The organism is Blautia sp. AM42-2, assembly GCF_003480245.1.
Classification (GTDB): domain Bacteria; phylum Bacillota; class Clostridia; order Lachnospirales; family Lachnospiraceae; genus Fusicatenibacter; species Fusicatenibacter saccharivorans.
The window spans coordinates 53,008-72,051 of sequence record NZ_QUIM01000014.1 but is presented as its reverse complement, the minus strand read 5'-3'; the positions used below and the strand labels follow the sequence as shown (position 1 = coordinate 72,051).

Sequence of the window (19,044 nt, the reverse complement as noted above, 5' to 3'; positions counted from 1 at the left end):
ACAGAAAAACTCCGGTACCACGTTCCGGCACCGGAGTTTCTTTTTTCCATCCTACTTATCTTCGTCTTCATCCTCGAAGTAATCGTCGAAATCGTCATCGAAATCATCTTCGAAGTCTTCCAGATAATCCGGAGTTACAAACCGGTATACTGCGTATGCGATTCCTGCAACTGCCGCTACCGCTCCGACAATGGCAAGGACCCATAAAATCACGTTTTTCGGTTTTTCGCTCTCACGTTCTCTCTGTTTTAAAAGCTCTAATACTTCATCAATCTTATTCATACTGTCCACCAACCTTTGCTTTAGATTAGAAACTTAACTTAACGATAGTATACCATACGAGCCGCAATTTTACCACAATTTCCGCTCTTTTTTATAAATCTTTTCGTTTCAACTTACAGTCGGTATTTTCACGGAGTCTGACATGTCGAGAATAGTTCGACTGTGACTTTCCTCATGTCAGTGGAGGATACCGATTTCTCTCCGCCTACCACTGCCGTTATGTTTCTTTTAACAATTCATCCCACCGCTTTAGAAGCGGGGGACTTCTTGTCTACTGGTGTTAAAATTCAGAATCCGCCGGCAGTTCCCGCAGAATCTTGTGGAACTGACCGCCGCAGCGCTCCATTTCTCCTAACACCTGGTCGATCCATTCACCCTTTGTATGCCAGTTTTCTCTGGTGAACTCAATATCCGAAGGACAGACAAAAAACTCTGTCTCCGGATAGACAAGCTGGTAATACAGAATACACCGTCTCGCATGGAGATTCCGGCAGCAGAGGATCGCTTTTTTTACCTCGATGCCCGCCGCATCTGTCACTTCCCGTGACCGCAGTGCATTTTCATACGTATACGTCGCCTTGTCTTCGCGCAGAATCGCTTTCTCCGGCACGCCGTTTTTCTGCAGTACCGTCCGCAGAAACTCCCACTCGGTTTCATAGTTCCCGCCGTACTGCTCCGCAAGATCCTGTACACCGGCGAAATGCCCGAGCACAGTACTGTATCTTCCCGACGGAAGCACATACGGCGCAAATCCTTCTTTCCAGAGTTCTGCCGCGTGTGCCGCCATCTGCGGATATCCGTTTCCCGGCACAAAAATCACATCGGCTTTCTGCGGCTCATCCTTCACGAAAATATAGTCCGTAAAGTAGTTTAAAAACTTCTCATACATGAAATGTTACCACTCTTTAAAGTCCATGAGGCACTCTACGACATATGCCATATCCTGTTCAGACAGGCTGTAGAACATCGGCAGACGCATCAGGCGCTCGCTCTCTTTTGTTGTGTATTTGTCCTCTCCGTGGAAAACACCGAACTTCTGTCCGGCCGGGGAGGTATGGAGCGGAACGTAATGGAATACACACATCACACCGCGCTCTTTCATATACTTGATCAGTTTTGTACGCACTTCCAGATTTCTTGCCTTGATGAAGTACATATGTGCATTATGTACACAGCCTTCCGGCACAACCGGCTGCTCGATCTTTCCGGCCTCAGCCAGCGGACGGAGCTGCTCATGGTAATAGTTGTAGATGGCCATCCGCTTTCTGTCGATTTTCTCATGTTCCTCGAGTTCTGCAAGCAGGTAAGCCGCATTCATATCGCTCGGCAGATAGGAGGAGCCGTAGTCGATCCAGGTATATTTGTCGATCTGTCCGCGGAAAAACTTGCTGCGGTTCGTTCCCTTTTCACGAAGGATCTCTGCTTTTTCCAGATAATTCTCATCCTGGAACAGCAGCGCGCCGCCCTCTCCCATCGTATAGTTTTTCGTCTCATGGAAGCTGTAGCAGCCAAAATCGCCGATCGTTCCAAGGGCTTTTCCCTTGTAGTACGCGCTCACGCCCTGTGCCGCATCCTCTACAACCTTCAGGTTATGGCGTTTTGCAATATCCATGATGGTATCCATTTCACAGGCAACGCCCGCATAGTGAACCGGAACAATCGCTTTTGTTTTTTCAGTGATGGCATCCTCAATCTTGGTCTCGTCGATGTTCATCGTATCCGGACGGATATCCACGTAGACGATTTTTGCTCCGCGCAGAACGAAGGCATCTGCAGTGGAAACAAACGTGTAGGACGGCATGATCACTTCGTCGCCCGGCTGAATCTCAGACAGGTAAGCTGCCATTTCCAGTGCATGGGTGCAGGATGTCGTAAGTATCGCATGTTTTACGTTGAAATTGTCCTGCATCCAGGCAGAACATTTCTTCGTAAAAGGACCGTCGCCGCACAGCTTGTTGTTTTCCTCTGCCGCCTGGCGGATGTATTCCAGTTCTGTTCCAATAAAAGGTGGTTTATTAAACTCTATCATTGTTTTTTCCTTATCTTTCTTCTATCCATTACTGTTTTATTTACTTTCAGAGCCCAAAACAAGCTCTTAGGTAATCTCATTTTCTCACAAATCTCTGTGGATTTCAAGACACGATTTTGACATAACAGCCATATCATCATACTGTACATAAAGCCAAAAGAACCCTTGATTTCTCAAGGGTTCCACAAGTAGCGAGAGGGGGATTCGAACCCTCGACACCGCGGGTATGAACCGCGTGCTCTAGCCAACTGAGCTATCTCGCCATATTCATTTTCAACACCGTTTTTCATAAAATATGGGGCCTATAGGGCTCGAACCTATGACCCTCTGCTTGTAAGGCAGATGCTCTCCCAGCTGAGCTAAGACCCCACATCGGTGTTTTGTCTGTTGGCTTTTTATCTGTATCACCAACCGACTTCGTTAGTATAGCATTCCACCCGCCAAATGTCAACACTAATTTTCAAATTTTTTCGATTTTTTTCAACTTTTTCTCCCGCCACTCTTTCAGGTACTGCTCCTGTTCCAGATCTTCCCGTTCTTTCTCCCATCCTGCCGCCCGGCAGAGCGTCCATGCAAGCAGAAGAAATACGGCAAAAATCCCCGCCAGACAAACGATTCCCATCTTTTCCGACCGCCTTTCCTGTTCTGATTCTGCTAAAAAGCAAAGGATCTCCTTACTATTGTATCCGGAACGGCGGCGCTTTATTCCCTTTTCAGAATAAAAAGACAAAGTCGCCAGATTTCCCTTTCACCGGGATTCTGGCGGCTCCATTTTACTCAAAATTAAAATTCACATTCACGTTACGCTTCGTCAATCGCTTTTCCAATATCATGGCGGTAATATTTATTGTCAAAGTCAACCCAGTCAACAGCCTTATATGCATTCGCACGTGCCTCTTTCAGGGTATCGCCAAGTGCTGTCACGCCGAGGACACGGCCTCCGTTTGTCACGATCTCGCCGTCTTTGAACTTCGTTCCTGCATGGAAGCAGTAATAGCCCTCATGCTCTTTGAACGTCTCGAGTCCGCGGATCGGGAATCCTTTTTCGTAGGAAACCGGATAACCGTTCGAAGCCAGTACGATGCAGACACACGCATTATCTGCAAACTGCAGGTCGATCTGGTCGAGAGTTCCGTCGATGCAGGCTTCAAATACATCAATAATGTCTGTCTTCATACGAGGAAGCACAACCTGTGCCTCCGGATCGCCGAAGCGGGCATTGTACTCGAGCACCTTCGGTCCGTCCGGTGTCAGCATCAGTCCGAAGAAAATAACTCCCTTAAACGGTCTTCCCTCGGCTGCCATCGCATCTACGGTCGGCTGATAGATATATTTTTTACAGAACTTATCCACTTCTTCGGTATAGAACGGACTCGGGGAGAAGTTGCCCATACCGCCGGTGTTCAGGCCGGTGTCGCCGTCTCCTGCTCTCTTGTGGTCCTGTGCGGAACTCATCGTCTTGATCGTCTTTCCATCCACAAAGGAGAGAACGGAAACCTCACGTCCCGTCATAAACTCCTCGATAACCATCTCGTTTCCGGCACTGCCGAATTTCTTGTCGAGCATGATCGTCTTGACGCCCTCTTTTGCTTCCTCTAAGGTATTGCAGATCAGAACGCCTTTTCCAAGAGCCAGACCGTCGGCTTTCAGCACGATCGGGAATTTTGCAGTCTCGAGATATTTCTCTGCCGCTTCCGGATCGGAGAATGTCTCGTATGCCGCCGTCGGGATATGGTATTTTTTCATCAGGTCTTTGGAGAACGCTTTCGATCCTTCCAGGATTGCCGCATTCTTTCTTGGTCCGAATACGCGCAGTCCCTCTGCCTCAAACGCATCGACAACACCGCCGACCAGCGGATCATCCATGCCGATGACGGTCAGGTCAATCTCTTTTTCTTTCGCAAAAGCAACGAGCTTGTCAAACTCCATCGCTGTAATATTGACACACTCTGCGTACTCCGCAATTCCTGCGTTTCCAGGAGCGCAGTAAATCTTGTCTACCTTCGGGCTCTGTGCCACCTTCCAGGCAATCGCATGCTCTCTTCCGCCGCTTCCTACAATCAGTACTTTCATCGCTCTTACTCCTTTATCTTTACGTGTCCGTCTTCTACCGTTACTTTTCCGTTTGCAATCAGATCAATCGCACGCGGCATGATGACCCACTCGGCCTCTTCCATGACGCGCTGCTGCAGTGCCTTCGGTGTATCGCCCTCGTGCACTTCGACTGCCTTCTGCAGAATAATCGGGCCGGTGTCTGTTCCGCCGTCCACAAAATGAACCGTTGCTCCCGTCACTTTGACGCCGCGGGATAATACGCCCTCGTGCACTTTCAGTCCGTAATAGCCCGTTCCGCAGAACGACGGAATGAGGGACGGATGAATGTTGATGATCTTATTCGGATAAGCATCCACAATGCTCTGCGGGATCACAACCAGGCATCCTGCGAGCACAACGAGATCGACGTTGTACGACTGCAGTTTCGCCAGCAGTGCCTCGTTGAATGCTTCTCTCGATGCAAAGGTCTTCGGGGAAAGGCATACCGCATCAATCTCCTTCTTTTTCGCACGCTCCAGCGCATACGCTCCTGCATTGTTGCTGATGACAACGGAAACCTCCGCGTTTGTGATGGTTCCCTCGTCAATCGCATCCAGAATCGCCTGCAGGTTCGTGCCGCCGCCGGAGACGAGAACTGCTAATCTTAGCATAACTGTACTCCTTTTTCTCCGTTTTCAATGTGGCCGATCACATATGGCGTATCTCCTGTGGAACGGATGGCTTTCATCGCTGCGTCTACATCTTCCGGATCAACAGCCAGTACCATACCGATACCCATGTTGAAGGTGTTGTACATCATCTGCTCATCGATATTGCCTTTCTTTGCCATCAGATCAAAGATCGGCGGTACGGTGTAGCTGTCTTTCTGTACAACGGCTACGGTGTTGTCTTTGAGCATACGCGGAATGTTCTCGTAGAAGCCGCCTCCGGTGATGTGGCTGCATGCTTTTACGGTTACACCGGCATCTTTGATGGCGCGGAGTGCTTTTACGTAGATACGGGTCGGTGCAAGCAGGGTCTCGCCGAGGGTTGCGCCGAGCTCATCATAGTATGTATTTAAAGAATCTTTTGTCATATCGAAAACTTTGCGGACAAGAGAAAATCCGTTGCTGTGAACGCCGGTGGAAGCCATGCCGATCAGTACGTCTCCGGCTGCCAGATTTTCACCGGTAATCATGTCTTTCTTGTCACATACGCCGACAGCAAAACCTGCCAGATCGTACTCATCCTCCGGCATCAGGCCCGGATGCTCTGCGGTCTCACCGCCGATCAGTGCCGCATCGGACTGCAGACAGCCTTCTGCAACGCCTTTTACGATCGAAGCGATCTTCTCCGGATAGTTCTTTCCGCATGCGATGTAGTCGAGGAAGAACAGCGGTTCTCCGCCGGCGCATGCGATATCGTTCACACACATGGCAACGGCATCAATGCCGATGGTGTCGTGTTTATCAAGAATCATGGCGAGCTTCACCTTGGTTCCGCATCCGTCTGTACCGGAAAGCAGCACCGGCTCTTCCATTTCTTTGATTTTTGCCAGGGAAAAAGCGCCGGAAAAACCGCCAAGGCCGCCTAATACCTCCGGGCGCATGGTTTTCTTTACATGCTCTTTCATTAATTCTACTGATTTGTATCCAGCTTCAATATCTACTCCTGCGTTCTTGTAATCCATGGTGAACCTCCCTTGTCCTTTGTTTTTATTTACTGTAGTTACGGTATCCTGTTTCCTGCAGTTTTGCGTCTTTTGCCTCAACCTGCTCTTTCATTTCCTGTGTATATGCTTTCAGTTTTGCAAGCAGTTCCGGATCGGAAGTTGCAAGAATCTTTGCTGCCAGGATTCCGGCATTGGCACCGCCATTGATGGCAACGGTTGCTACCGGAATGCCGCTCGGCATCTGTACGATGGAGTACAGGGAATCACGACCTCCAAGCGATGTGGTATGCATCGGAATTCCGATGACCGGCATTGGGAAAATAGCTGCGCACATACCCGGCAGATGAGCTGCCATACCTGCGCCTGCAATGATAACCTTGAAGCCTTTCTCCTCTGCGGTTTTTGCATATTCGAAAAATACATCCGGCTCGCGGTGTGCGGAGATGATTTTCATCTCGTACTCAATTCCAAATTTTTCCAGCATGTCGGCTGCTTTGCTCATTACCGGCATATCAGAGTCGCTGCCCATCACAATTCCTACTTTAGCCATGTTGTTCTCCTTTTCTGATTAACTGTTCTAAGTGTTATTCATTAGTTATGCTTATATTTATGTTTTAATCATTCAGTTCTGCTTATAATATACTAAGCAGGCGCAGAAATGTCAACCCATAATCAGCCAAAAGGTTCATTTAATTCTTCCGTTCCCGGCAGGACGAAGCGTCCGTCCTCAATGAGAGGGATCGTCGTTCCGTCTGCTTTTTCGACCGCAACCGACTGCAGTTCGCGGTACGGAATCGTGATGTCCGTGTGGCATCCGAAGTATGCTTTCGACGGATCTTCTTTCCGTTTTGCCGAAACCTCGTTCTCACGCGCGATTACTTCTTTTCCGTCCGGATTGTACATCGGGCTGTCCTCCGCCCAGGCGTAGCAGGTGTCGCCCATCGCAAAATGCGGGCCCATCTTCTCTGCGATCAGGATCGGCAGTTTTCCGGCGATGCCGTACTGCTCTGCCATCACGTACGCCGTCGTGTTCGTTCCGATGGCAAACTCACCGATCGGCAGCGTCCTGTGGTGATACAGCAGGTTTTCTTCTATATAAGTACGATTGTCCTCTTCTTTTTCGAAGTTTGCGCAGTCATACGCGGTGATCATGCCGTCGGTCAGCATCAGGCAGAGATCGCGGTAATACAGCTCATTCAGGTAGACCCCCGTCACATGGAGCACGCCTGTCGTGCCGGTAAGACTCGGGGAAGTAAAGACCTCTCCGACCGGAATATTGCAGTCGGCAACACAGTTCTCGAAATTCGTCTCTTTCGCAGGATCGTTCAGATGATGCAGCATCACGCGCAGATCCGTTCTGTTCTCTCCTTTTCCAAGCACATGCACGGAAACGCCCTCGTCGAGCGCATCGATCAGGTACTGCTGGATGCGCTGGTATTTTTCGTAATCGAGCGTGTTGATCTTTACGATCTCACGGAAAATTTTTTCGTAGCGCGGATCGATCTCCGGCATCGGGTAGGCGATGATCGTGTAGCCGTACTCGTCATCCTTGATATAGCGGTTTACAATCTGGCCCGCCTCGTTCTGGAAACCGACACGGAGCTTTTGCTGGCGCTCATTTAAGTGCAGTGCCTGTTTTTTATTTACTGGCTCAAACGGAACTTCGCCGAAGGTTTCCACCACGGCAGGGCCGGCATAGCCGTCCGCCAGTTCTTTGTACTCGTCGTATTTCACCTGCATCGCGCGGAGCCGTCTCTTCACGAGATCCTCGTTGAGATACAGCGCCTCATCGTTCCGGTGATCGTAGTCATACTGCTTATTCGCAGACGCACCGGCAACCCACGTTCTCCGCGCGCCGCGGGAAATCACCGGCTCGAGTCCCATCTCGCGGAACTGTAATATTGCCGCACGGATCATACGCTCAAAACCGATGTGGAAGCGGATGCTGACTGTCTTCTTTTTCGACAGATCTTTTCGCGCCACGAGAAAGCACTTGCGGAAGCCTTCTGTGTAGGTGCGTGCCATCGCGTCGATTTCTTTCTGGCTGAACGTATTTAAAAAGCGGGCTGTACCCTTCTCATTTTCGGTGATATATTCGCCGTACTGGTACAAATACCGCAGATCCGTCAGATCAGATTCCATCACAATATCCTTCACAAAGTGCAGCGACGGGTCGACGATTTCGCGCACCTGGTATTCCTGGCGCTCCTCGGCGTAATCGCTCACATACCAGTAAATGCTCTCTTTTACATACTGCGCGGACGGCAGCGTCTCCTCCTCGAACATCGCATACAACTCGAGATACAGCTCCATCGCCGCAGTCAGCTCCAGCAGGCGGTCCTCATAGACCCAGACAACAGCATTTCCCAGCTCCCGGTACAGGCAGCAGAGGCTCCTTCCATGCGTTTCACCAAGTGCCCGCACGGCAAACGCCGGGTTTCCGTAGGAGGTCTCATACCGCTCTCCAATCACATCTTCATACGGCTCGCGGTTAAAAACAGCCAGCTCTTCCTCGGATGCTGTTTTTAGATATCCTTCTGCGATTCTGCTCCGGATCTGGTCCATTTTGCAGAGGTACTGTGCCATCTGTGCAAAAAAATCGCGGTACGGCTGCGGAACGCTTTTTTCCGCCGGAATCTGGCGGATCCGCTCAATTGCAAGCGCATACCGCTCGTTTAATAATTCATCCGTCATAAAAAAATCCCTTTCTGTTTCTCTTTAACTGTTACGAGGGGCAGATCTGCCCCTCATTCTTCTTAACTTATTCCTGTTTTTCTTCCCGGTCGTCAATAATTTTTCCATCCCGGATACTCTGTTCGAGAATCTCTTCCATATAACTCCAGATCTCCTCGGAGCCAGTCGCCGTCTTCTCGTTTCGTTTTAACGGCTGGGAAATCCGCACATTGTGGCGGGTCCAGTCTTTTCCATCGTTCTCATGATTTAAAAGCAGCGGCTGGAAATTGTCCATCACATGGGCAAAGCGCGCTTCCGGTGTCTCATACGCTTCGAACTCGAGCCAGAGATCCATCAGCATTTTTCCCTGATCCTCCGGCAGCAGGCCGTAGATGCGCTCGGCCGCTTTGTGTTCTCTCTCGTCTTTTGTTTTGTTTGCCTCCGCGTCGTACGCATACGTGTCGCCTGCATCAATCTCCACGAGGTCGTGGATCAGCAGCATGAGCATTGTTCTGCCGATGTCGATTTTCTCATTCGAATATTCCTGCAGCAGAAATGCCATCACCGCCATGTGCCATGCGTGCTCCGCGTCGTCCTCCTGGCGCGAATAGCCGCGGATGTGCGTCTGGCGCAGGATCTGTTTTTCTTTATCAATCTCCAGAATAAAATTCAGCTGTTTTTCAAAACGTTCGCGATCCATCTTTTTCCCCTTTTCTTTTATATGTATTCCCGGAGTCTTTCTGTGCTTGATTTTACGAGAGTACATTTATCTCACACCGATCAGAAACAGTGCAAGCCATGCGACCAGCATGCCGCCGCTCGTAATCGAGCCGAGAACCGACATTCTGTGGCTGACCTGTTCTTCTTTAAAGCTCTTCATTCCCACATAAAAGCCGTATCCCGACAGAAGGAATGAGAACAGTCCCGCTGCTCCGAGAAAAATGCCTCCGTTTCCGCGAAATGCAAACGATACGACCGAAGCCAGCAGAAACAGAAAGACCGAAGCACCTGCCATATAGAGAGCTTCCTTTCCGCCTTCCGACGGCTTCCGGACAAAATTGTAATTATACTTCTTCCTCGCCATATTTCCATCTCCTGAATTTATTGCAGATCAGGAATGCGCCGCAGCCGATCATGGCTCCAAGCGTATTCAGGATCAGATCATCTACATCAAAGCAGCCCACCTTCGTGATGAGCTGAATCGTCTCCACGCAGAGGCTGAACATAAAACCAAGAAGCGATACTTTCCAGAAACTCTCCATTTTTTTGTGCATCACCGGAACGATAAAGCCGAACGGCAGAAAACCGATCACATTGCCCGCCAGATTTAAAAATGCGGCAAGGAATCCCACCTTTTCGCGGTAAATCCAGAACCGTCTGATTTCCTGAAACGGCACCAGATTGTAACGGTAATCCAGTTCAAAAAAGTTTCTTCTCCCGTATTCTTCTGCAAAAAACAGAAAATAAACGAGCGCAAGAAGATACACCAGAAATAAAATCCGTCCCACAACGCGGATTCTGGCTTTCGTCTCCTGCTTCATCTTCGTTTCCCCTTTCTGCGTGGTATCAGAAACGCCGGAATACCTCTTCGGCGCATGCGCTTCCAAAATATTCCGGCATTTTTCTTAAAACATAATTTCCCCGCGTCGTTTCAGCAGACCTGCTCCGCTTACGATCATCAGGACACCGGTTGCTACCCCTACCACAACCAGTACTGCGCCCATGGCGATATTTCCGCCGCCGACACGTCCCATGGTTTTATAGATTTTTTCATTCATCGTGCAAAACTCCTTTTTTCAAGTGTACCACGTCTTATTTGACACCGTACTCCTCATAATAAGCATCAATGGCAGCCTTCATCTTGTCATCGATCTGGATTTTGCCCTGGCATGGACGGTTGTACAGATAGGTGATGACATCCTCCATGGTTACAATGGCATTTGCCGGGAAGCCATAGGTTTCCTGGATTTCCTCAAGTGCGCTCTTGTCGCCTTTTCCGCGCTCCATACGGTTTAAGGATACCATCAGACCTTTGATCTCCACATTGCCCTGTGCCTGGATGATCGGGAACGTCTCCTCGATGGATTTTCCGGAGGTGGTAACATCCTCGATGATGACAACGCGGTCGCCGTCTTTAATTTTGCTTCCAAGCAGCAGTCCTGCATCTCCGCCGTGGTCTTTTGCTTCTTTCCGGTTGGAGCAGTAACGTACTTCCACACCGTAGAGATCATGAATCGCAATAGCGGTTACAACGCTGAGCGGGATTCCTTTGTAGGCCGGTCCAAACAGAACGTCGAAATCCAGTCCATAATTGTCATGGATTGCTTTTGCATAATACTCGCCGAGACGTTTTAACTGGCTTCCGGTTACGTAAGCGCCCGCATTCATGAAGAACGGGGATTTTCTTCCGCTTTTCAGAGTGAACTCTCCAAATTTTAATACCTGGCTCTCGACCATGAACTCGATAAACTCCTGCTTGTACTGTTCCATCTTTTTTCCTCCATATTTTCAGGGGAAGGCATCTTTTTTCGCAATGCCGCCCGTTTTTACTTCTATTCTTTTCTATACTACCATAAACGCCTCTGTTTTTCCAGTCCAGACACAGGATTTCGCATAAAAAACATAAAATCCACACAAATAAATTTCATTCTCTGACGCAAAAAATCCCTCCGCCCAGAGAACGGAGGGATTTTGATATGTTTTCTTTTTAGAAATCTACTTCTGTATCATAGTAGCAGCATTTCAGCAGTTTTTCCATCTCTTCAACAGATGGCTGTCTCGGGTTGGATCCGGTGCAGGCATCGGCGATGGCATTTACAGCGATGTCGTGCAGTCTCTCCAGAAATACGTCTTCCGGAACGAAGCCCTGCTCGGTCGGATAGCTGTCTTTTCCGTAGTTCTTGATGCAGTGCGGAATGTTCAGTTTGTCGTTCATGCCGCGCAGATAGTCAATGAGGAGTTTTACTTTCTCTTCCGTTGTCTCGCCGCCAAGTTTCATCTCGTCAGCGATCACTGCATAACGTTTTGCTGCAGTCTCGTCTTTTGCGTTGAACGCGATAACCTTCGGCAGGTACATAGCGTTTGCTGCGCCGTGGATCAGGTGAGCGCCGTAATCAGCGAATGCTGCGCCTGTTTTATGTGCCATGGAGTGAACAATACCAAGAAGTGCATTGGAGAATGCCATACCAGCGAGGCACTGTGCGTTGTGCATGCTGTCACGTTTTGCCATATCTCCGTTGTAGGAATCTACCAGGTCTGCCTGAATCATCTTGATTGCATACAGTGCCAGCGGATCGGTGAAGTCACAGTTCGCGGTGGAAACGTATGCCTCGATTGCATGGGTCATAGCGTCCATACCGGTGTGAGCAACTAACTTTTGCGGCATCGTCTCTGCCAGATCCGGATCTACGATTGCAACGTCCGGCGTGATTTCGAAGTCTGCCAGCGGGTATTTGATACCTTTTTCATAGTCTGTGATAACTGCGAACGCGGTTACCTCGGTTGCTGTTCCGGATGTAGAAGAAATTGCACAGAAATGAGCTTTTCTGCGGAGTTTCGGCATTCCGAATACCTTGCACATTTCTTCGAAGGTGATGTCTGGATACTCGTATTTGATCCACATTGCTTTTGCTGCGTCGATCGGAGATCCGCCGCCCATTGCTACGATCCAGTCCGGCTGGAACTCTTCCATCGCTTTTGCTCCGCGCATAACAGTCTCGACTGACGGGTCAGACTCGATTCCCTCAAAAAGCTGTACTTCCATGCCGGCTTCTTTCAAGTAGTCTACTGCGCGATCCAGGAAACCGAAACGTTTCATGGAGCCGCCGCCTACACAGACGATTGCACGTTTTCCTTCGAATGTTTTCAGTGCCTCTAAAGCACCCTTTCCGTGGTATAAATCTCTTGGTAATGTAAATCTTGCCATTGTTCAGAACCCCTTTCTTGTTTTGCTTCTGATGGACAGCTCCGGCAGATCAGATCAGCAGAATTTCTGTTTTTCCTGCTCTCTGTTTGAGCCGCCTTTTGTCTTTTGTTTTCGACTTTGTTATTATTATAACAAACTTTTTCAGGGATTTCCAATACAAAAATGATATTTCCTGATGTCAATTATATATATCTTATTTACTTCCGTGCCGCCCGCGATGCCTGTTTTTCACGGTACATCGCTCTTTTCCTCCAGCTTTCCGTTTCCAGATAATTCCAGTTGTAAAGCCCCGTCAGTTTATCTTTATACTCCCACCCAGAAAAATCTGTCAAATTTCACCACACACAATCACATTTATAGCAAGACCCGAAAATAATGCAAAAAAGGCAGTACTGCAGAGCGCGAATTGCAAGGAACAGATTTGAAGGCGTACCGGGGTACGACGAAAATCTGTGACGCAGTAATTCACGCTCTGCGGTGCTGAATTTTTTGCATTATTTTCGGGGATTGCTATAATTTTACATTTCACGAAAAAACACTCCCAACCACTTTCAGCGCCTCCGCCAGATCCTCCCGAAAATCCTCATCCCCTCTCCGCAGACTATTCACCCTGCACCCAAACACCCTCTCATGCCCCGTACAGTGCAGATACCTGCCGTCCCCCAGATACATCCCCACATGCCCCCTCCAGAACAGCAGATCCCCGGCCTTCGCCCGTTCCTCCACCAGACACATCTCCTCCCCTTCTCTCCAGATCGCTTTCATCGGATACCCTTCCCTGATATCCGCATCCCGCCAAATCAAAACCCCATTCATCAAATATACCATAAACACCACACCCGAACAGTCAATCCCATCCGCCGCCTTCCCGCCCCACCGGTACTGGCATCCAAGATACCCCTTCGCACACTCCACAACCTTCCTCCGAAACTTCTCTTCCGACCACCCCTCCGGAATCCCCTGCTCCACAAAAAAACTCTCTTCCGATTTTCCCCACAAAAACCGATCCGAATCCAGTCTTTTTCTTAATGCCACCTCCGGCACAAACCCACTGATCCCATTCGCCAGTTTCACCCTGCAATACCCATTCTCCGTCTCCTCCATTTTCTCCACAAAACACCCCCGTCCCAGCGTCTCCAACATCCGCGACTGCACCCGCGCTCCCCTCATCACATCCGCAAACCCGCGTGTCACCACATACGTATTCCCTGCCTTTTCCCTCTCCTCCATCCACTCCCGGCTTTTCTCCTCAATCAAATTTCTCTCCATCCACCCCCGATACCCATAATGCGTCCAAACCTCAATCCACTCCCCCTCATCTTCCCACATCACGCTCCATCCAAAAAACACCTCATCCACCACATCAACCCCATTCTCCTCATACAAAAACGCCCGCTTCACTTTAATGATCCCATACCTCATCTCACATACCACCTTCCATTTTCTATATACTATGCACCCACCACAACACTCTCACGCCGATCCGCCCCCGGCGGATCCAGACCTACTTCGTTTCAGCTCCACACAACCAGACCTCACTGGAATTTGCGCCTGCCGTGTGGCAGGCATAGAAAAAGAGGGCAGAAACTGTGAGCCCGGAACAGGTGCAGGAAAATGGGATGGTTCCCGTTTCCCCGTGCCTATTCTGAGCCACAGTTCCGCCCTCTTTTTCTCGCCCGCCGCACCGCAGATGCGAAGCCGCTCGAGGCCGTCCGTCTTATCTCACCGCCCCGATCAGCGAATTAATATCGTCAACCTTATGCCTTCTCATATACTCTTCGATACCGCGAACCGTTTCAACAGTCGCATACGGATTAAAGAAATTCGCCGTCCCAATCGAAACCGCCGTAGCCCCCGCCAGAATAAACTCCAGCGCATCCTCCGCCGACGCAATACCGCCCATACCAATAATCGGCACTTTCACTGCCTGCGCCACCTGATACACCATCCGCACCGCAATCGGCTTCACCGCCGGCCCCGACATACCGCCAGTCTTATTCGCAATCGCAAACTTCTGCCGTTCAATATCAATCTTCATCCCAGTAAGCGTATTGATCAGCGACAGCACATCCGCACCGCCGGCTTCCGCAGCCCGCGCCATCTCCGTAATATCCGTCACATTCGGGCTCAATTTCATAATAATCGGCTGCTTCGCATATTTTTTAACTTCTCTGGTGATCGCCTCCACCGCCTTCGGATCCTGTCCAAACGCAATACCGCCCTCCTTCACATTCGGGCACGAAATATTAATCTCCAGCAGATCCACCGGCTCCGAAGTCAATCGCTCCACAACCTCACAGTAATCCTCCGTCGTCCGTCCACACACATTCACCACAATCTTCGTGTCAAACTGTTTCAAAAACGGAATATCCCTCTCACAGAACACATCAATACCAGGATTCTGCAGCCCGATCGCATTCAGCATTCCGCCGTAAACCTCCGCAATACGCGGCGTCGGATTCCCCGGCCACGGCACATTCGCAACACCCTTCGTCACAACCGCGCCAAGCTCCTTCAAATCCACAAACTCACTGTACTCCGCGCCGGAGCCAAACGTACCAGATGCCGTCATAACCGGATTCTTCAGTTCCACACCCGCCAGATTCACACTTGTCCTCATCGCTTTTTCTCCTCCTCGCGTCACTTACAGCTCAATTTCCGTACTTAAAAAGACCGGTCCGTCCTTGCAGATCCGCTTGTTGTGCACATGTGAATGACCATCCACCTCAGTCGACTGGCAGACACACGCAAGACATGCGCCAACGCCGCACGCCATCTTCTCTTCCATCGAAATCCAGCATGGAATTCCCTTTTCCAGACCGTACGCCTTAATCGCACGCAGCATCGGAGCCGGACCGCAGGCAAAAATCACATCTGCTTCCAGATGATCCTCGCGCACCGCATCCATCACATTGCCCTTCACACCGGCACTTCCGTCCTCCGTTGCAATATGAAGATCGCCTGCCGCAGCAAACTCCTCATTTAAGAACAACTCATCGCGGTAACCACAGCAGATGATCGTGTCCGTTCCAAGATCCTTCGCCGTCTGCAGCATCGGCGGAACACCGATACCGCCGCCCATCAGCATCACACGTTTTCCCTTACCTTCCTCAATCGGGAATCCATTTCCAAGCGGCCCTAAAATATCAACCTCATCCCCCGCTTTCAGATGCGAAAACTCCTCCGTTCCTGCACCTGCCACACGGTAGACAATCCGAAGTCTTCCTCCCTCTCGGTCGATCTCACAAAGAGAAATCGGACGCGGCAGAAGACGGCTGCCGTCTTTCGAAAACAGAGAAATAAACTGGCCGGCCTTCGCCTCTTTCGCAATCACTTTCGTGGAAATCCACATGCTGTAAATTCCTTTTGCAATGCACTCCTGACTTTCCACAGTACAGCATTCCTTGATTTTCATAAGCTGAACACTCCTTTTATTTTCTTGAATCGGCGAAAAGCCCAAAATATCCTCCGGCGGACATAACGTCTACCCAGCAGACCTTCTGAGCTTTTCACCCTGTATTCTTATTTTGCAGCAGCAAGCGCCCCGCTGATATCCTCAACCATATCCTTTACAGCTGCTCTCGAAGCATCCGCAAAGTTCTCAGTGCCAAACTCGGCATATTTTTCCTGTTTGTAAGCAGCGATAATACCTCTCGAAGAGTTTACGATTGCACCCAGTCCGTCCTCATTGAAGAAGTGAACGAGGTCTTTTCCTTTTCCGCCCTGTGCACCGTAGCCCGGTACCAGGATGTAGGATTTCGGCATTACCTTACGCAGCACCTTGCCCATCTCCGGGTACGTAGCGCCGACAACAGCTCCCACATAGCTGTAATCATCGCCCATGTGCTCCTCACCCCACGCGGCAACCTGCTCGCCGACCCACTCATACAGCGGACGTCCGTCGATGATGCGGTCCTGGAACTCGCCGCTGGACGGGTTCGAGGTTTTTACCAGAACAAAGATACCTTTTTTCTCCTCTTTGCAGACCTTGATGAACGGTTTTACGCCGTCAGATCCAAGATACGGATTGACAGTTGCAAAATCCTCATGGAATCCGGCGTAGGATTTGCTTCCCACCTGCACGTGGCCGAGGTGGCCGACTGCATACGCCTCAGAAGTAGAACCGATATCGCCTCGTTTGATATCGCCAATGACAACGAGACCCTTTTCCTGGCAGTAGGAAACGGTCTTCTCATATGCTGCCATTCCCGGAACGCCGAACTGCTCATACATGGCAACCTGCGGTTTTACAGCCGGAATCAGATCGTATGTTGCGTCGACAATCGCTTTATTGAACTGCCAAACAGCCTCTGCAGCTCCTTCGAGTGTCTCTCCGTACTCGGCAAATGCCTTTTTCTGTACGTGCTCCGGCACATAGTTCAGCATCGGGTCCAGACCTACGACGATCGGTGCATTTGTTTTTTTAATGTTTGCAATCAGTTTGTTAATCATCTGCTTACTCTCCCTCTTCTTTCTTTTCTTATAGAAATTACTCAGCTTCGTATACAATCTTGCCGCCGCATACGGTAGCCATAACTTTTCCTTTGACTTTCTTGCCGCCGAACGGAGTGTTTTTGCCCTTGGAAACAAACTCCTTCGGATCGATCACATACTCTGCTTCCGGATCGATGACAACCACATCGGCGTCCATGCCAGGTGCAAGAGAACCTTTCTTGTCCAGGTGCAGGATTTTTGCCGGATTGTAGCTCATCTTCTCCGCCATCTGCATCGGGGTGATGATCTCGGTATCCACAAGTTCGGTGATGGTAAGAGCCACGCTCGTCTCCAGTCCGACGATGCCGAACGGAGCTTTCTTGAAGGACTCCTGTTTCTCGGTCAGCGCATGCGGTGCATGATCGGTGCTGATGACATCGAAGACATCGTCTTTCAGACCCTGGCGCAGTGCCTCGAGATCCTCTTTCGTACGGAGCGGCGGATTCATCTTGTAGTTGGTGTCACCCTTTACGATGTCGTCGCTGCAGAGGGTAAAGTGATGCGGGCAGACCTCGGCGGAAATCGAAACGCCGGCCTTTCTCGCCTCACGCACCATATCCACGCTCTCTTTGGTCGAGCAGTGGCACAGATGCAGGTGTGCACCTGTCTCTGCGGCAAGTACGATATCTCTTGCAACAATCGTGTTCTCTACGGAGTTTGTGATGCCCGGCAGATGCCACTCTCTCGAGTTTGCATCCTCATTCATGCAGCCGCCGTTTACGAGGTTCTTGTCCTCGCAGTGAGCCAGCACCGGAATGTTTTTCTCTGCGGCAATCTCCATGGCCTCTTTGTAGAGCAGCGCGTTCATAACGGATTTTCCGTCCTCGCTGATCGCCGGGATGCCGGCTTTTACCATGCCCTCGATATCGGCGAGCTCTTCACCCTTCTGTCCTACTGTGATGGCGCCTGCCTGCAGTACATTAATCGGAGAAAAACGGTCTGCTTTGATCGTTACATAGTTGACGCGGTCCGGGCTGTCGATGACCGGTTTTGTATTCGGCATCGCTACCAGCGTTGTCACGCCTCCTTTTGCTGCTGCTTTCGAACCGCTTTCAATATCTTCTTTATATGTCTGCCCCGGATCGCGGAGATGTACATGCATATCGATGATGCCAGGCATTACATAGCAGCCTTTTGCATCTATTACCTGCGCATCTTTTACACGGATTCCTTTTTCAACCCGTGTAATAACGCCGTTTTCGATCAGAACATCACTGATTTCGTCTTTTTGGGTGGCCGGGTCGATGACCTGTCCATTTTTGATTAAGATACTCATCTTACGTTCTCTGATCCTTTCTTTTCTTCTGGCCGTCGTCCGACCATTTATTCCTTTTTATAATACACGAAATCTTTCCTGAAATAAAGAGTTTTTTCTTGACTTTTTTGATTTGCAAGATTATAATAGTCTCAATCGAGAAGATGTTGAGATGTAATACGTGGTCACTAGCTATTAGAGATTATATTAGCATTCACCTTCAATATAATCTGTAATAGCTAGTGAATTTTTTTACCAAAAGTTCACTCGCTTATGGGGGAACATATGCATTCCCACATCATGCTTATTTTTTAATTTTATGGAGGTAACTCACAATGAACAAGGGAACAGTGAAATGGTTTAACGCAGAGAAGGGCTATGGCTTCATCACAGGCGAAGACGGAAACGATGTATTCGTACATTTCTCCGCTATCCAGGGTGAAGGATTCAAAACTCTTGACGAAGGTCAGGCGGTTACTTACGATCTTACCGAGGGTGCTCGCGGAATGCAGGCTTCCAACGTTGTTAAATGCTAATTAACCATAAGCGAAAGGCCGGGGGATGTATGTCCTCCGGTTTTTTAATTTACGCGGGCAACGAGCCAAAGTCCATGCCTGCACGAGACCTTGGCGACTGCCGCGATAACTTGAGAAACTCGCGGAGCGTGTTTCTCATAGTTT

At 49.7% G+C, this 19,044-nt stretch carries 21 protein-coding genes and 2 tRNA genes; 1 reads left to right on the top strand and 22 read right to left on the bottom strand.

The features are described from left to right. Positions 1 to 51 precede the first annotated feature (51 nt). From DW915_RS13560 to DW915_RS13460, 22 genes are all read right to left on the bottom strand, one after another. Entirely contained in the window at positions 52 to 282 is a 231-nt protein-coding gene (locus tag DW915_RS13560; protein ID WP_055227097.1) for a hypothetical protein, read from the bottom strand. A gap of 280 nt (positions 283 to 562) precedes the next feature. Next, on the bottom strand, positions 563 to 1,171 hold the full coding sequence (locus DW915_RS13555) for a YdcF family protein (RefSeq protein WP_022462019.1): 609 nt from the start codon (positions 1,169 to 1,171) through the stop codon (positions 563 to 565). 6 nt (positions 1,172 to 1,177) lie between these two features. After that, entirely contained in the window at positions 1,178 to 2,311 is a 1,134-nt protein-coding gene (gene rffA / locus DW915_RS13550; protein WP_118742274.1) for a dTDP-4-amino-4,6-dideoxygalactose transaminase, read from the bottom strand. Between the two features lie 189 nt (positions 2,312 to 2,500). Continuing rightward, positions 2,501 to 2,574 (bottom strand) — tRNA-Met (locus DW915_RS13545). A gap of 33 nt (positions 2,575 to 2,607) precedes the next feature. Then, positions 2,608 to 2,680: transfer RNA gene (locus tag DW915_RS13540), tRNA-Val, on the bottom strand. 91 nt (positions 2,681 to 2,771) lie between these two features. Continuing rightward, positions 2,772 to 2,933, bottom strand: a complete 162-nt coding sequence (locus DW915_RS15800; protein WP_022462017.1) for a hypothetical protein — start codon at positions 2,931 to 2,933, stop codon at positions 2,772 to 2,774. A 179-nt stretch (positions 2,934 to 3,112) separates the two neighbouring features. Next, positions 3,113 to 4,384, bottom strand: a complete 1,272-nt coding sequence (purD, locus tag DW915_RS13530; RefSeq protein WP_118742272.1) for a phosphoribosylamine--glycine ligase — start codon at positions 4,382 to 4,384, stop codon at positions 3,113 to 3,115. Positions 4,385 to 4,389: 5 nt separating this feature from the next. Further along, complete coding sequence (gene purN, locus DW915_RS13525) at positions 4,390 to 5,016, bottom strand: phosphoribosylglycinamide formyltransferase (RefSeq protein ID WP_022462015.1); 627 nt, start codon at positions 5,014 to 5,016, stop codon at positions 4,390 to 4,392. Next, a complete protein-coding gene (purM, locus tag DW915_RS13520) occupies positions 5,010 to 6,035 on the bottom strand; it encodes a phosphoribosylformylglycinamidine cyclo-ligase (protein WP_055221253.1) in 1,026 nt (341 codons plus the stop codon). Before purM ends, purN begins: the two co-directional genes overlap by 7 nt. A gap of 25 nt (positions 6,036 to 6,060) precedes the next feature. Next, on the bottom strand, positions 6,061 to 6,567 hold the full coding sequence (gene purE / locus DW915_RS13515) for a 5-(carboxyamino)imidazole ribonucleotide mutase (RefSeq protein WP_022462013.1): 507 nt from the start codon (positions 6,565 to 6,567) through the stop codon (positions 6,061 to 6,063). A gap of 122 nt (positions 6,568 to 6,689) precedes the next feature. Next, on the bottom strand, positions 6,690 to 8,711 hold the full coding sequence (locus DW915_RS13510; RefSeq protein ID WP_118742271.1) for an aminopeptidase: 2,022 nt from the start codon (positions 8,709 to 8,711) through the stop codon (positions 6,690 to 6,692). Positions 8,712 to 8,778: 67 nt separating this feature from the next. Next, positions 8,779 to 9,390 carry an HD domain-containing protein gene (locus tag DW915_RS13505; RefSeq protein ID WP_055221257.1) on the bottom strand — a complete coding sequence of 204 codons (612 nt, stop codon included), beginning with the start codon at positions 9,388 to 9,390 and terminating at the stop codon, positions 8,779 to 8,781. Positions 9,391 to 9,456: 66 nt separating this feature from the next. Beyond that, on the bottom strand, positions 9,457 to 9,774 hold the full coding sequence (locus DW915_RS13500) for a hypothetical protein (protein ID WP_022462010.1): 318 nt from the start codon (positions 9,772 to 9,774) through the stop codon (positions 9,457 to 9,459). Continuing rightward, complete coding sequence (locus DW915_RS13495; RefSeq protein ID WP_055227152.1) at positions 9,755 to 10,231, bottom strand: VanZ family protein; 477 nt, start codon at positions 10,229 to 10,231, stop codon at positions 9,755 to 9,757. Before DW915_RS13495 ends, DW915_RS13500 begins: the two co-directional genes overlap by 20 nt. 84 nt (positions 10,232 to 10,315) lie before the next feature. Next, positions 10,316 to 10,468, bottom strand: a complete 153-nt coding sequence (locus DW915_RS15925; RefSeq protein WP_055221261.1) for a hypothetical protein — start codon at positions 10,466 to 10,468, stop codon at positions 10,316 to 10,318. A 34-nt stretch (positions 10,469 to 10,502) separates the two neighbouring features. Continuing rightward, positions 10,503 to 11,180, bottom strand: coding sequence for an orotate phosphoribosyltransferase (gene pyrE, locus DW915_RS13490; RefSeq protein WP_022462007.1), 678 nt, complete (start codon positions 11,178 to 11,180; stop codon positions 10,503 to 10,505). A 217-nt stretch (positions 11,181 to 11,397) separates the two neighbouring features. Then, positions 11,398 to 12,615 (bottom strand): iron-containing alcohol dehydrogenase, encoded by a 1,218-nt coding sequence (locus DW915_RS13485; RefSeq protein ID WP_055227104.1) that lies wholly within the window; start codon positions 12,613 to 12,615, stop codon positions 11,398 to 11,400. A 525-nt stretch (positions 12,616 to 13,140) separates the two neighbouring features. Then, positions 13,141 to 14,037, bottom strand: coding sequence for a C40 family peptidase (locus DW915_RS13480; protein WP_118742270.1), 897 nt, complete (start codon positions 14,035 to 14,037; stop codon positions 13,141 to 13,143). Between the two features lie 295 nt (positions 14,038 to 14,332). After that, positions 14,333 to 15,235, bottom strand: a complete 903-nt coding sequence (locus DW915_RS13475; RefSeq protein WP_118742269.1) for a dihydroorotate dehydrogenase — start codon at positions 15,233 to 15,235, stop codon at positions 14,333 to 14,335. Positions 15,236 to 15,259: 24 nt separating this feature from the next. After that, entirely contained in the window at positions 15,260 to 16,030 is a 771-nt protein-coding gene (locus tag DW915_RS13470) for a dihydroorotate dehydrogenase electron transfer subunit (protein ID WP_022461999.1), read from the bottom strand. 107 nt (positions 16,031 to 16,137) lie between these two features. Next, on the bottom strand, positions 16,138 to 17,067 hold the full coding sequence (gene pyrF, locus DW915_RS13465; protein ID WP_022461998.1) for an orotidine-5'-phosphate decarboxylase: 930 nt from the start codon (positions 17,065 to 17,067) through the stop codon (positions 16,138 to 16,140). 37 nt (positions 17,068 to 17,104) lie between these two features. Further along, positions 17,105 to 18,385: a dihydroorotase gene (locus tag DW915_RS13460; RefSeq protein WP_022461997.1), complete on the bottom strand. Its 1,281-nt coding sequence runs from the start codon at positions 18,383 to 18,385 to the stop codon at positions 17,105 to 17,107. Between the two features lie 314 nt (positions 18,386 to 18,699). Between DW915_RS13460 and DW915_RS13455 the strand changes: the two genes are divergently transcribed. Beyond that, a complete protein-coding gene (locus tag DW915_RS13455; RefSeq protein ID WP_022461996.1) occupies positions 18,700 to 18,900 on the top strand; it encodes a cold-shock protein in 201 nt (66 codons plus the stop codon). The last annotated feature ends 144 nt before the right edge of the window (positions 18,901 to 19,044 follow it).